General features: G+C 42.1%; 12 protein-coding genes. 5 read left to right on the top strand and 7 right to left on the bottom strand.

Features of this window, described 5'->3' with window-relative positions:
- Positions 1-53: 53 nt before the first annotated feature.
- Genes addB through C6347_RS08595 form a run of 5 tightly spaced genes read left to right on the top strand, consistent with a single transcriptional unit; the run spans position 54 to position 12,158 of the window.
- Positions 54-3,563, top strand: a complete 3,510-nt coding sequence (gene addB / locus C6347_RS08615; protein ID WP_106036678.1) for a helicase-exonuclease AddAB subunit AddB — start codon at positions 54-56, stop codon at positions 3,561-3,563.
- Positions 3,541-7,245 (top strand): helicase-exonuclease AddAB subunit AddA, encoded by a 3,705-nt coding sequence (gene addA, locus C6347_RS08610; RefSeq protein WP_106071582.1) that lies wholly within the window; start codon positions 3,541-3,543, stop codon positions 7,243-7,245. Before addB ends, addA begins: the two co-directional genes overlap by 23 nt.
- 26 nt (positions 7,246-7,271) lie before the next feature.
- Positions 7,272-8,447, top strand: coding sequence for an exonuclease subunit SbcD (gene sbcD / locus C6347_RS08605; RefSeq protein ID WP_060595952.1), 1,176 nt, complete (start codon positions 7,272-7,274; stop codon positions 8,445-8,447).
- Positions 8,444-11,839 carry an exonuclease subunit SbcC gene (gene sbcC / locus C6347_RS08600; protein ID WP_106071581.1) on the top strand — a complete coding sequence of 1,132 codons (3,396 nt, stop codon included), beginning with the start codon at positions 8,444-8,446 and terminating at the stop codon, positions 11,837-11,839. The genes sbcD and sbcC overlap by 4 nt, the downstream gene beginning before the upstream one ends.
- Before the next feature lie 19 nt (positions 11,840-11,858).
- Positions 11,859-12,158: a hypothetical protein gene (locus C6347_RS08595; RefSeq protein ID WP_060595954.1), complete on the top strand. Its 300-nt coding sequence runs from the start codon at positions 11,859-11,861 to the stop codon at positions 12,156-12,158.
- A 46-nt stretch (positions 12,159-12,204) separates the two neighbouring features.
- Here the strand turns inward: C6347_RS08595 and C6347_RS08590 are convergent, their stop codons facing one another.
- From C6347_RS08590 to C6347_RS08560, 7 genes are all read right to left on the bottom strand, one after another.
- Entirely contained in the window at positions 12,205-12,423 is a 219-nt protein-coding gene (locus C6347_RS08590) for a spore germination protein (RefSeq protein WP_003211468.1), read from the bottom strand.
- Between the two features lie 22 nt (positions 12,424-12,445).
- Positions 12,446-12,877: a spore germination protein GerPE gene (locus C6347_RS08585; protein WP_060595955.1), complete on the bottom strand. Its 432-nt coding sequence runs from the start codon at positions 12,875-12,877 to the stop codon at positions 12,446-12,448.
- A complete protein-coding gene (locus C6347_RS08580) occupies positions 12,877-13,053 on the bottom strand; it encodes a hypothetical protein (RefSeq protein WP_060595956.1) in 177 nt (58 codons plus the stop codon). The genes C6347_RS08585 and C6347_RS08580 overlap by 1 nt, the downstream gene beginning before the upstream one ends.
- Positions 13,050-13,664, bottom strand: coding sequence for a spore germination protein GerPC (locus C6347_RS08575; protein ID WP_066031066.1), 615 nt, complete (start codon positions 13,662-13,664; stop codon positions 13,050-13,052). The genes C6347_RS08580 and C6347_RS08575 overlap by 4 nt, the downstream gene beginning before the upstream one ends.
- Before the next feature lie 31 nt (positions 13,665-13,695).
- A complete protein-coding gene (locus C6347_RS08570; protein ID WP_060595958.1) occupies positions 13,696-13,929 on the bottom strand; it encodes a spore germination protein GerPB in 234 nt (77 codons plus the stop codon).
- Positions 13,930-13,943: 14 nt separating this feature from the next.
- On the bottom strand, positions 13,944-14,165 hold the full coding sequence (locus tag C6347_RS08565) for a spore germination protein (RefSeq protein ID WP_003211745.1): 222 nt from the start codon (positions 14,163-14,165) through the stop codon (positions 13,944-13,946).
- Between the two features lie 127 nt (positions 14,166-14,292).
- Positions 14,293-14,454 carry an aspartyl-phosphate phosphatase Spo0E family protein gene (locus C6347_RS08560; protein ID WP_012009503.1) on the bottom strand — a complete coding sequence of 54 codons (162 nt, stop codon included), beginning with the start codon at positions 14,452-14,454 and terminating at the stop codon, positions 14,293-14,295.
- Positions 14,455-14,555 lie beyond the last annotated feature (101 nt).

Here is a 14,555-nt window from a genome sequence, read left to right as displayed (position 1 = left end):
ATTTCCCTTTATTTTCGCTAGAATATGAGTACATAAGAAAGGTGTTGTGGAACGTGGAGATTCAGTTTTTAGCAGGCAGATCGGGGAGTGGAAAAACGACTGCAATCTTAGAGGAAATCAAAGAACAGCTTCGGCTTGATCCGTTGGGTCCGCCAATCATTTTTTTAGTCCCGGATCAAATGACATTTTTAATGGAATATGAGCTTGCAAAAACGTCTGAAGCTGGCGGAATGATCAGGGCCAAAGTATTTAGTTTCACACGTCTTGCTTGGTCTATTTTACAGCAGACTGGCGGAGCGAACCGGCAATTTGTGACAAGCACAGGAATTCAAATGCTTTTAAGAAAAGTGATTGAAGAGCAGAAAGAAAAGTTTAAAGTGTTCAAAAAAGCGAGTGATAAGCCGGGATTTGTGGAGCAAATTGAAAAGACGATGGCTGAATTCAAAAGGTATTGTATGTTGCCGGAGGATATTGAAAAAATTTCAATGTCGAGCATGTATTCAGAGTATACAGAAGAAAGACGGGCAGCCGAAAAATTGCATGATCTGCATGTTCTTTATCAGCAGATGGAGCAGCATTTACAAGATGAATATGTGCACTCAGAAGACTATTTGACACTTCTCACGCAGCAAATTCCTTCATCTGAAGAAATAAAAGGAGCACACATTTATATAGATGGTTTTTATCAATTTACACCGCAGCAGCTTCTTGTCATTGAACAGCTCCTGCTGCATGCAGCAAAAATAACTGCTGCTTTCACAGTGGATCGCTCCTATCATGATAGGCAGCCAAATGAACTTGATTTATTTCGTATGACAGGGAAAACGTATTTCCAGCTCTATCAGCTTGCTAGAGAGTGCGGAGCTGACATTTCTGAAAACGTTTTGGAAAGAAATAAACGACACATTTATACACCAGATCTTGCTTATTTAGAACACCAATATGAGCAGAGACCAGTGCAGCCATATCAGGAAAACACCCCTCATCTCACAGTGTCTAAAAGTGCAAATAAACGAGCTGAAATTGAGGGTGTAGCGAGAGATATACTTGATTTAGTGAGAGAAAAAGGACTTAGATTGAGAGATATCTCGATTGTTGCACGACATGTAGACGACTATAAAGACACATTAAAAGAGGTTTTTCGAGATTACGATATTCCTTTTTTTATTGATGGAAATGAATCGATGCAGTATCATCCGCTCATTGAATTGATTCGTTCGAGCTTGGATGTCATAAAGGGAAACTGGCGGTATGAAGCGGTATTTCGCTGCGTGAAAACAGAGTTCTTATTTCCGCTTGAACTCGCTAAGAACAAAGCGAGAGAGCAGGCAGATCAGCTCGAAAACTATTGTATTGCTTATGGTGTAAAAGGAGAACGCTGGACAAACGGTTCCCGGTTTCATTACAGGCGCTTCCAATCATTAGATGAGGATTTTGGACAAACAGATCAAGAAATTGAAATGGAACAAATGCTAAATGACGTCAAAGAATGGATCGTGCCCCCGCTTTACCAGTTGCAGAAAAGGCTCAAAAAAGCGCAAAAGGTAAAAGACATGGTAGAGGCTGTCTATGTCTTTTTAGAAGAGATACAAGTACCAGATAAGCTTGAAAAAGCGAGGCTTGACGCTGAAGAAGCAGGTAGATTAGCTGAAGCAATGCAGCACGGACAAGTATGGGATGCGGTTATTCAATTAATGGATGAATTTGTTGAAATGCTAGGTGAAGAAGAGCTCTCATTTCCTTTATTCCAACAAATGATGGATACAGGATTAGCTTCTCTAAAATTCGCTTTGATTCCGCCTTCACTCGACCAAGTATTTATTGGAAGTATGGATTTATCGAGAATGTATCAAGTGAAGTGTACGTTTATCGTTGGTGTAAATGATGGCGTTATTCCCGCACGCCCCTCTGATGAGAGTGTATTGTCTGAGGATGACCGTGAATGGTTAAAACGAGCAGGAGCAGAGCTGGCAGAGACAGGAAAGGAACGGCTGCTAGATGAGCAATTTTTAATTTACCAAGCGTTATCGAGTCCATCACGTCATTTGTATCTATCCTATTCGGCTGCTGATGCAGAAGGACGTTCTCTTTTGCCTTCGACACTTATCAAGTATTGCCAAGAGCTTATGCCAAATCACCAGCAGGCTCTTTATGTGTTAGATCCAGAACAACTGGATGACGAGGAGCAATTAAAATTTGTAGCGAATGAGCATGTTTCGTTATCGTATACCGTTTCACAGTTGCAGCAATGGCTCAATCAATATCCCATTAGTGGTGTATGGTGGAGTGTCTATAACTACTTAATGACATCTCCTCATCGGGATGTATCAAAAAACATCATGTCAAGTTTGTTTTTTACAAATCGAGCGAAGCCATTAAAGCCTAATGTCACAAAAGAGCTTTATGGTGATCATATTCAGGGCAGTGTTTCAAGAATGGAGAAATTCAATGCGTGTGCATTTTCTCACTTTGCTTCCCATGGGTTAAAACTAAAGGATCGACAATTTTACAAATTGGAAGCACCTGATATCGGCCAGTTGTTCCACTCGGCTTTAAAACATATTTCAGATACGCTTGTTGAACAAAAAAAGGATTGGAAAAACCTAACGAAGGAAGATTGTGTCACTTATTCAAAACATGCGATTGAACAGCTTGCTCCGCGTCTTCAAAAGGAAATTCTATTAAGCTCTAATCGGCATGCTTATATTAAAGAAAAGCTCCAGAAAATCTTGATTCGAGTCTCTTCTATATTAAGTGAACATGCCAAAGTGAGTGGATTTTCTCCAGTAGGGTTAGAGTTAGGTTTTGGGGGGCAAGGGCCATTGCCGCCGTTTACTTTTCAATTAAAGAATGGCTGCACGATGGAGCTTGTCGGAAGAATTGACCGGGTAGATAAAGCAGAAGGTTCAAAAGGGCTGCTCTTGAGAATAGTCGACTACAAATCCAGTGAGAAAGGTCTTGACTTAGCAGAAGTATACTATGGGCTGGCCTTGCAAATGCTCACTTACTTAGACCTGACCATTACGTATTCGAAAGAGTGGCTCGGGGTTGAAGCGACGCCTGCTGGCATTTTATATTTCCATATCCATGATCCGCTTATTCAAGCACCTATTCCGCTTGCAGAGGATGACATTGAGCAGGAAATATTCAAGAAATTTAAAATGAAGGGTTTATTGCTTGAAGATGTAGAAGCAGTAAAGCTCATGGATCAAACGCTTGATTCAGGTAGATCACAAGTCATTCAAGCCGGCTTGAAAAAGGATGGGTCTTTCCGTTCTGACTCTGCAGTTTTAAGTGAAGATCATTTCCATATACTCACACAACACGTTCGGCGCACATTTGAAGAAGCAGGCGAAAGAATTACAAATGGAGAGGTCGCAATTAATCCATATAAATTGAAGGATCAAACACCTTGCCGCTTTTGTTCATTCAAGTCTATTTGCCAATTCGATGAATCAATAGAGGATAATGATTTTAGGGTGCTCACCTCTGAGAAAGATGATGTTGTGATAGACCGGATCAAAAAAGAAGGGGATCAGTATGCAAATACCAAAACCGAATAACAGTACGTGGACGGATGACCAATGGGAAGCCATCGTTTCAGAAGGACAAGATATCTTGGTTGCGGCGGCGGCAGGGTCAGGAAAAACAGCTGTTTTGGTTGAACGGCTGATTCGAAAAATGACCCGGCCTGAACATCCAGTTGATGTGGACCGTCTGCTCGTTGTGACTTTCACAAATGCATCTGCGGCAGAGATGAAGCATCGGATTACAGAAGCACTTGAAAAAGAATTAGCCAAAAACCCTGGGTCCCTTCATATGAGAAGGCAGCTGTCCCTCATGAATCGTGCCAATATTTCTACCTTGCACTCCTTTTGCTTGCAGGTTTTGCGCACCTTTTACTATGAAATTGATCTTGACCCAGGCTTTCGTTTGGCAGATCAAACAGAAGGAGAATTATTAGGAGATGAAGTGTTAGATGAACTGTTCGAGGATGAATATAAGGCTGGAAAGCCATCATTCTTTGAACTGGTTGATCGTTACACTTCTGACCGCCATGACTTAGATTTGCAATGGCTTGTGAAGAGAATTTATGAGTTTTCTAGGTCTCATCCTTTACCTGAGCAATGGATGAGGGCATTCCTTTCACTTTATGATGTAGATGCACAAACAAAAGTAGAAGAATTACCGTTTTATCCATATATCAAAGAAGATCTTTCTCTCGTTCTCCGGAGCTGCCAGGAGCTGCTTGAACGAGCTCTTTCGCTATCAAAAGAGCCGGGCGGCCCAGCACCGAGAGCAGCGAATTTTATAGATGATTTAGAGCAAGTCAATGAATTAATCTGTCATCAAGATGATTTTGAGGAGCTTTACGAGCTTTTGCCGAACGTCAATTTTAAAAGGCTCAAAACGTGCAAAGGGGATGAATATGACCCTGTTTTGTTAGAAAAGGCCACAGATGCACGTAATCAAGCAAAAAAACAACTAGAAAAGCTAAAAGATGAATACTTTATGCGCAGTCCTGCCCAGCATTTAAAAAGCTTAGCTGAAATGAAGCCAGTTGTGGAGACGCTTGTAGAGCTTGTGATCCAATTTGGTGTGCGTTTCGAGAGAGCGAAGCAGGAAAAGTCAATTGTCGACTTTTCGGATTTAGAGCACTATTGCTTACGCATTTTAGCGGAGCAGGATGCAGAAGGACATTTGATCGAAACAGAAGCTGCCAAGTACTATCAACAGCAGTTTGAAGAAGTGCTCGTTGATGAATACCAGGATACAAACCTCGTACAAGAAACGATTTTAAAGCTTGTGTCTAAAGGGGAACATTCTGCAGAGGGCAATCTGTTTATGGTTGGTGATGTAAAGCAGTCCATTTATCGTTTTAGACTGGCTGAGCCCATGCTCTTTTTAAACAAATATAAACACTTTCAACCAGACGGCAAAGAAACAGGGAAGAGAATTGATTTAAATAAAAACTTCCGAAGCCGTTCAGATGTTTTAGATAGTACGAACTTTTTGTTCAAGCAGCTGATGGGGGAAACAGTTGGAGAAATTGAATATGATGAACAAGCTGAATTAAAGCTTGGAGCGAGTTATCCAGAAAGCAAAGATACAACGACAGAAATGCTCCTTGTCCACTTAGATCAGCAGGAAGCAGAAACCGGCGAAGAGCGAGAAGAACTTGAGACCGTCCAATTTGAAGCGAGAATCATTGCTAAAAAAATAAGAGAATTGGTGGAGCAGCCATTTCAAGTGTACGATGCAAAACAGCAAATGACCCGTAACTTGCAGTATCGTGACATTGTCATTTTGCTTCGGTCTATGCCGTGGGCCCCGCAAATGATGGAAGAATTAAAGAAGCAGGGAATCCCAGTATATGCGAATCTTTCCTCTGGTTATTTTGAAGCAACAGAGGTGTCTGTCATTCTTTCTTTGTTAAAAGTCATTGATAATCCATATCAGGATATTCCGCTTGCAGCTGTTTTAAGATCACCTATTGTTCATTTAGATGAAAATGAAATGGCACTTATTCGAACGAGTGATAAAAAAGGCACTTATTATGATGCTGTAAAGGCATTCATGAGTGTGACGCATTCTGATCACCCTACATGCAAAAAATTAGAGCGATTTTTCCAATTGCTGCGTAAGTGGCGTGATTTCTCCATCAATCATTCGGTGGCAGAATTAATTTGGGAAGTATACCGAGATACGCAGTATCTTGATTATGTTGGCGGGATGCCTGGAGGTAAGCAGCGGCAGGCGAATCTTCGTGCCCTTTATGATCGAGCCAAGCAATATGAAAAAGCTGCCTTTAGAGGGCTATTTCGATTCCTTCGTTTTATTGAAAGAATGCAGGAGCGTGGAGATGATCTTGGTGCGGCAAAAACGTTCGGTGAAACAGAGGACGTTGTGCGCATGATGACGATCCACAGCAGTAAAGGATTAGAATTTCCAGTCGTCTTTACTGCAGGACTCGGCAGGAACTTTAATATGATGGACTTAAACCAGTCCTACTTACTTGATAAAGAGCTAGGCTTTGGAAGCAAGTATATCCATCCAGAGCTGAGAATTAGTTATGCGACATTACCGCTTGTGGCGATGAAAAAAAAGATGAGAAAAGAGTTATTATCTGAAGAGCTGAGGGTCTTATATGTGGCGCTCACAAGGGCTAAGGAAAAATTATTTCTGGTCGGCTCTGTCAAAAATCAGGTGAAAGCATTAAGCAAATGGCAAAATGCCGCGACTGGAGAAGAGTGGCTGCTCCCTGATTTTGAACGTTATCAATCGAAAACATACTTAGATTTTATTGGCCCTGCCCTTATCCGTCATCAAGCGATGTCATCTGTTTTAGAAGAAACAGGCGATGTTGTTCTTTCGCATCCGTCTACATTCACTATCTCGTTTACGCAAGCTTCTGATCTTCTAAAGGAAGATATGTCACTTGAAAAGAAGCAGCAAGACGAGGTAGTACAAGCATTGATGGATGGTCTGCCTGTTGAAGGATATGGTGATGCTGATGAGAAGGTGGCAGAGAGACTTTCATGGAAATATCCATATCTAGCGGCCTCGCAAGTCGGCACAAAGCAGTCTGTTTCCGAGATAAAAAGGATGAAAGAAATACAGGATGAGTACAGTGTTCCTTCTTCTATTCGAAAAGCTCGTGCAACATTGTATGACCGGCCGGCTTTCATGAAGAAAAAAACACTCACTGCCGCAGAACAAGGCACCGCAATGCATACAGTCATGCAGCATATCACGCTTCCTTCTGAGGAGCCCTATGATGAATCACGTATAAGGCACCTGCTCAAATCCTTACAGCAGCGAGACTTGCTAACAGATGAGCAAGTCCAGTCAATTGATCAAGAAGGAATTGCTGCTTTCTTCTCTACTTCAATTGGTCAAAAACTGCTGAAAGCGGACTGGGTAAAACGAGAGGTATCATTTAGTATGGTGTTACCTGTTAAAGAGGTATACAGTCATATTGATACTGAGGGAGAGCCTGTTCTGATTCAAGGAATGATTGACTGTTTATTTGAAACAGATGGAAAGCTATTTTTACTAGATTATAAAACGGATAGAGTGCAAGGCAGATATACAGGTGGACTTGACGCTGCTGAACCTATCTTGAAAAAGCGCTATGAAACCCAAATAGCGTTATATGCAAAAGCAGTAGAGCGTTTGACAAACAGAACATTAGAGGAGAAAATTCTCTATTTCTTCGATGGGAATTTAGAAATCTCTTTATAAATGTATCGGAATGAGAGGTGAATCACATGAGGATTCTGCATACAGCGGATTGGCATTTAGGGAAAACCCTTGAAGGTCGAAGCCGGCTTGATGAGCAAGCACAGTTTTTAGATGAACTGTATCAAATCGTGAAAGACGAACACATTGATGTCATTGTGATGGCCGGTGATGCCTTTGATACAGTGAATCCGCCTGCTAGAGCAGAGCAGCTTTTTTATGAAAGTCTATCTGCCTTATCTGATAAAGGAAAACGGCAGGTAGTGGTCATCTCAGGCAATCACGATAATCCGGATCGCTTATCAGCCGCATCTCCTTTAACAAATGATCAGGGTATTCATTTAATTGGATATCCGACAAATGACATCATCCGTGTCGATGTTCCTTCTTCGAGTGAACGTTTATCCATTGCAGCACTCGCTTATCCGTCTGAGGCTAGACTAAATGAGGTGCTGGCTGAAACATTTGAAGAGAAAGTGCTTCGTGATCATTACAATTTAAAAATTCAACAAGCGTTTCAACATTTAAGTACTCAATTCCAGCCGGATACAGTTAATATTGCAACAAGCCACATTTATGTGGCAGGAGGAAGTCAAACAGATTCAGAAAGACCGATTGAAGTAGGCGGCGCATATACCGTTGCGGCTGAAAGCCTGCCAGAAGCAGCTTGCTATGTTGCACTTGGTCATTTGCACCGCCCGCAAACGATCAAACGTGCCAAAACGATTGCCCGGTATTCTGGATCACCTCTTGCTTATAGCTTTTCTGAATCAGGCTATGCCAAATCAGTCACAATTGTAGAGGCAAAACCTAATGAAAAGGCAAGCTGGAAAGAAGTGTTTTTATCAAGCGGAAAACCACTTGTGAAATGGAAGGCGACTGAGGGACTGAGTCAAGTGCACGAGTGGCTGGATGAAAAACGTGATCTTCAGGCGTGGATTGATTTAGAGATTCATTTAACAGACCAGCTCTCTATTGAAGAGATTCATCAGCTCCGTAAGCAGCATAGTGGGTTTGTTCACATTCGACCAAAGTTCAAAGAACTACAGCAAATAGAAGAGCAAAAGCAAGTGGAAAAGCTCTCAATCGAAGAGCGGTTCGTGAAATTTTATGAGCGCCAGACAGGTGGCGGTCTACCCGATGAAAAAACAGTCAAACTGTTTTTAGAGCTAGCCAATGAAATGCAAGAGGAGGAAGCGACTTGAAGCCGATTACGCTGACCATTAAAGGACTTCATAGCTTCAGAGAAGAACAAACAATTGACTTTAGCTCATTATGTGGTGCAGGTGTGTTTGGCATATTTGGACCGACAGGAAGTGGAAAGTCGTCCATATTAGACGCCATGACCCTGGCACTCTATGGCAAAGTGGAACGTGCGTTAAATAATACACATGGTATTTTGAACCAAGCGGAAGAAAAGCTGTCGGTTTCCTTTACATTTGCTTTGCAAAAGGAACACCATATTTCTTATAAAGTTGAACGTGCTTTCAAACGAGCGGATGAAATGAAAGTCAGAACGACATTATGCCGCCTGATTGAAATCGGTGATACGCAGACCGTTCTCGCAGATAAAGCGAGTGAGGTCAATCGTAAAGTAGAAGAATTACTCGGATTAACCATTGATGATTTTACGCGAGCGGTTGTCTTACCTCAAGGGAAATTTGCAGAATTTCTCTCCCTAAAAGGGGCAGACAGACGTCAAATGCTTCAGCGGTTGTTTAACTTGGAAAAGTATGGGGATCAGCTCGTCAAGCGTTTGCGTGCAAAAGCTCAGAATCAATATGGGCAAAAAAATGAACTGCTGGCTGAACTGAATGGTTTAGGGGAAGCTGGCCCAGAGGCGCTGGCAAAAGCAAAGGAAGCAGCAGAGCAGGCAAAAGCCATTTTTCATGAGAAAAAACAAGCGCGGGACGAAGCGTTCACTGCTTTTACAAAGGCGCAAGCGATCTGGCAGTATCAAAAGGAACAAGAAGCTTATGAGACTGAACAAAACAAACTGAATCTACTGGCACCATCAATGGAAGAGAAAAAGGCCAAGCTCAATATCGCAGAGCAGGCAGAGGCGCTAAAGCCCTATGCGGATGCATTAACAAAGGCTGAAAAACAGCTTTCTCAAGCATCAAAGGAGAAGCAGGAAGCAGAAAAGCAGCTGCTGCATCAACGAACGATCTATGATCAAATGACGCATGAGTATGAGCAAGCCCGGCAAAAGAAAATAGAGACTGAGCCAGAACTTCTCCAAAAGAAAGAGCAGCTGATTCATCTAAAGGAAATTGAACGAAAAAAAGAGACAGCTTTTCAGGAAAAGACAGGAATAGAACAGCAAAAAAATGAAAAAACGCAGCAATTCATACAAAAGAAAAAAGAAGCGGACAATCTTCAATCTCTATTAGAGCGTGCACTGACGAAACAAACACAGCTGAAGCATGAGCTGGAGCAGTTACAAGTCTCAGTAAAAGAACGGAAAAGTGTACAGGATGCTTTACGTTTAAGTGAAAATGTTGAAAGAATAAACCGCAGCATTCAAAAAGAAAAGCAAAAGCTGGAGGAGCTCAAAAAGCGAGCCTCACAGACTTCAGAAGCATATGAAAAGCTTCAAAAACAGCAAAACGACCATCATGAAAAAATAGACCAATCGTTTCAAGCAATTGAACACCTCTATTTTTATGTATGTGAATTCGAACGAGCTCTAACAGAATGGAGTAAAAAAGAACAACATCAGAAGCTCGAAAAATTAAAACAGCGTGATGTTGTAAGGGCGGCTGAATTAAGAAAAGAATTAGCGGCAGAGCTAGTAGATGGTGAGCCATGTCCGGTTTGTGGATCAATTCATCATGATCCAAAGGCTTTGGAATCCAATGACCATGAAGAAACCGTGGCACAAGTCGATGAAGTCATTCAACGGATGGACAAAGAGCTCAAGCAGGCAGAGGAGTATGCGAGAGACATGTATGCCGCAAAGCAGCTCCTCGAAACGAATGCCAATCAATTAGTGAAACAATTCGCTTTCTTATCTCAGAAAGCCCCGGGAGCAGAAGTAGCTGCAGCAGTAGAAACCGTACAAAATCCGCAGTCTTTGCAGGATCTGATGCAAGAATGGAGAGGCATAAAGCAGGATATTCAAGAAGTTGAACGTAAACGAGCTCGTTTAATGGATGAAACGCATAATCAAGCAGCAGAGATGAGCAAGATGAAAGAGCAAATGACTTTTGAACAGCAGCGCATCGAAGAATTAGAGGTGCTGATCAAAGAGCTTCAATCTGAGCTTTCAGAGCAAACGACTCAATTTGAACAGGCCTTCCCTCATTTTACATTGAATCAAGTACAAGAGCTGCAAAAGCAAATCGATGAAAAGGACCAACAAGCGGAAGGCTATAAAGAACGTATTGAGAAAAGCATTTCGTTTTTGGAAGAAAAACAGCTAGCAAAAGAGCAGCTGCAGACAGCGATATACAATGTCGAGAAAGAACTTGATAAACTAGCGCATCAGCTAGAAAGTCAGCATCAGCTTATCCATCAATATGAAACAGATTTAGGCCGATATCCATTAAAAGCTGCCTCTATTTCTGATGAACTTATTGAGGTTGAACATTCTCTTGCTCTTCTTAATGAAAAAGAACAGCAATCGTACAAGCAATTGCAGCACGCGCAGCAGTTGTTTAGTGAGGCGCAAAGCCATTTTTCAAGCAGTGAGCGTCAGCTTCAAGAGGCGAACCGGCGAAAACAAGAAGCAGAAGCAGCATGGGAAAAAGAAACAGAATCCTCTCCTTTTCATATGCCGCAGGAAATTGAGTCTGCTTCAATGGAACAGGCAGTACGTCAATCGGTCAAACAGGAAATGGAGGAATTTGAGGATAAAAGAAAGGAATGTGCCGCAAACTTAAAGCGAATTTCTGAATTACTGAAAGAAGAGTCACTGGATGAAAAGCAGTGGACTGACATTCAGCACAGAAAAGATGCAGCTGAAAAAGCATTGGAAGAAGCGACAGCAATGAGTGGGTCCGCACATGAACACCTGCGTGTGATTGAAGAAAATCATCAGCGCTTTGCAAGTATTCACGAACGCTTGGAAGCACTGCAGCAAGAAATTGATCGCCTCGATAAACTGCAAACCGTTTTTAAAGGGAATACGTTTGTTGAATTTTTAGCAGAAGAACAGCTGGAAAGTGTCAGTCGTGATGCATCCGCCCGCTTGGGTATGTTGACGAGACAAAGATATGCGATTGAGGTCGACTCAGAAGGCGGCTTTGTTATGCGTGATGATGCAAATGGTGGTGTCAGGCGTCCTGTGTCCAGCTTGTCCGGCGGGGAAACCTTCCTGACATCGCTGGCGCTTGCCCTTGCTCTTTCTGCACAAATTCAGCTGAGAGGTGAATTCCCGCTGCAATTCTTTTTCCTTGATGAAGGATTCGGTACGCTCGATCAAGACTTGCTTGATACGGTCATTACCGCATTAGAGAAACTGCAGTCTCACAATTTAGCAGTTGGTGTGATTAGCCACGTGGAAGAATTGAAAATGAGACTGCCGAAGAAACTGATTGTCCATCCAGCAGATCCAAGCGGGAAAGGGACAACGGTCTCAATGGAATTAATGTAATTGTTGAGGTGATGACAGGGTGGCAAAGCAAACCATTGGATTATGTGAGCTGTGCGGAAGACAAAATGTCCTGCTCACAGAACACCACTTAACACCAAGAGAAGAAGGTGGGGCTTTTTTAGCGACTGCCTTCCTGTGTATCCCCTGCCATAAACAAGTGCATGCACTCTTTACAAACCAGGAGCTTGCCGCACGCTTGAACACACTTGATGCACTAAGGCAGGATGAAAAGCTTGCTTCGTACATCAAATGGATTCGAAAACAGCCGGCAAGCAAGCTGGTTAAAACAAAAAAATCGAGACAACGCAGAAAAAAATAAGCATAAAAAGCGCTCCTCTAAATGAAATGACTGTAGAGGAGCTGCTTTATGCATTGCCTACCATATTCTGATCATTTAAGTCAGGATCCACATAGTTGGTGGCGCTGATGCCATTATTTAATATCAAGAAATCTCCGGTATTTCCCGCTCCAGAGCCTAAAGCAGATTTTGACGAACTTTTAGGCGACAGGTAGAATGAGTCACCGACGTTTACGACGCCTCCAGAAATAGAGTTAATGTAAATGGGTCCGACAATTGCTGGCATAATCGACATCCTTTATTCGAAGTCATATCACCATCATATGCGTAGGTAGGTCCATTTGTGAGTTTGGCGGACTTTCGTCGTTGCTAAATAACTCTCGAATATGCTTCACTCTTGCAACGCCATTCACTCCACACGTAGAGCCAATTTGAAACACAGAGGAGGAAGACACCCCTTCTACATGTATTGAAGACACTTTAATCACAGGCTTTTCATGGTAAAATGCTGTTCTGACGGATCGTTCCGGCAGCATCAATGGAATAGGCTCATAATACACTTCAAATTCTTTCGCATTTAAGTTTTCTGCTTCATTGCCATAAAACAAACTAATGGTTCGTTGAACAGCTAACACCTTAACCTTCGGGCATAGCTCCTGCGTATCACCGATTTGAACAACACTTGAAATCCCCACAGAATTCACCTTCGTGAAACTCACTTGAGATGTGCGCTTTATCATTATCGAGGTGCCAGAGGAACAAACGGGCCAATGATAAGAGATTCTGGCGGTGTATCAAAAATGGAGGATAATTGTACATGATCTGTGTCCCCGATGATAAATAGGGAAGAGGACGAAACCCCAACTACTTTAATGCATCCGGTCTCGATGTTGCGGTTGACGACTGTGAAATTCATCCGTTTTCCTCTCCTTTCGTTTCATTTGGAATATGGGCTAAGAAATGCTCAATCGCTCGTTTGACATCATGCTTCACATATTCAGCAATTTGCTCTGAACGCTGCAGCGGGGTCATATCTTCCCGGTGCGGGAGCTGTCCTGCATAGTATTTGATTCTGCTGTCAATTTGCTTGCGAATGTCCTCAATGATGTGGTGTTTGTTGCTCTCATCAAGAGACCCTTCATATCGCTGCTCTAGCTCTTCAAGAAGTTCTGGCGCTTCTTCATTTAAGAATGCGTCGACAAGCTGGCGTGTTTGATTGAAAAATTGATCAGCCATTTCTTGCTGCATCATTCCAATACCCGGGGTTGTTGTTTGGCCCACTTCAAAGTTTTGAACACTGTTTGGATCAGATGGATTGAGGCCGATGTTCAGTGTGCCTTCAAGCCGCTCGATTTTCAGTTGATCAAATTGATAATCAATCCGTTCAATCGTCGTTGTCGGTTTATCTTTGATCATTTGCATTTCCTGCTGAAGTTCGTTAAGCCTTTTTTCAAGCATCATAATTTGTTGTGTTTGCTTTTGAATGATGCCATGCACCTGTGAAGCGTTGCTTTGATAATCATACATTGACATACACCTCCGGGGATAGCAGATGAACTTAAGTTGTTGGTGACTGAAGCGGTACAAAAGGTGTTGTGATTGCGCCTTGGGATTCTTCAATTCCTTGTGTACCTGCTGCGGCAGGTGCTGCTTCTACGTAGCTGCCCGTGTTATACAGATTAGAAAGAGCTTTAATTGAACCAGCGCTCCCAATTTGCAGCACAGAGGAGTTACTGACAGACTCTACACGCAAATAATTAATTTGTATCGCTTGATTAATATAGAAGTTCAACGGATTCTCACTCCTTACAAGTTACCAACAAGCGGTTGATCAATGACATCACTGTCGTACGTATTTGTCACACTTTTATAGTTGCTAATGCGCAATTGATCACCAGTGTTAAAACTGCCTGCGCCAGCAAACGTTTTAACCTGACTATTTGGAGAAATGGTGATACAGTCTCCAACATGAACGACTCCGCTCGTTCCGACGGCATTTACTTTAAAGGCTCCAACAATAGCCGGCATAGCGGTGCACATCCTTTATAAAAATAAGGCACTTTGTTTTTGGGCGTTTCACCATAGCTTATGATGGGTCTTTTAATGTGTGATTGTCTTTTTGAAAGCTTTTGATGAGAGGAATTAGGTGTATGGTTTACCCTTTTTTAGAGCATTCATTCGAGGTGTATTTGATGCCTTTATTTAAGAGTGTATCAAGCTCTTGACTGCACCTGATGGTTTCTTCGGCATTCATCCCGAATTTTTTTGCTGTCTCAATTAAATGTAATCTTTTTTGTTCAATTTCATAATTGATCATAACGGACGCCAACTCTCACATTTTTTATATAATAGAAGGATATGGTTAGTATACCCTATTTTTCTATAAAAAAAGCTGTTTCGTCAATATGAGTAATAAAG

Origin of the sequence: Bacillus sp. NMTD17 (assembly GCF_002998735.1) — a bacterium.
GTDB lineage: Bacteria > Bacillota > Bacilli > Bacillales > Bacillaceae > Bacillus.
Note: the sequence above shows the minus strand (reverse complement) of the source record. Positions and strands in the feature narration are given on the sequence as shown.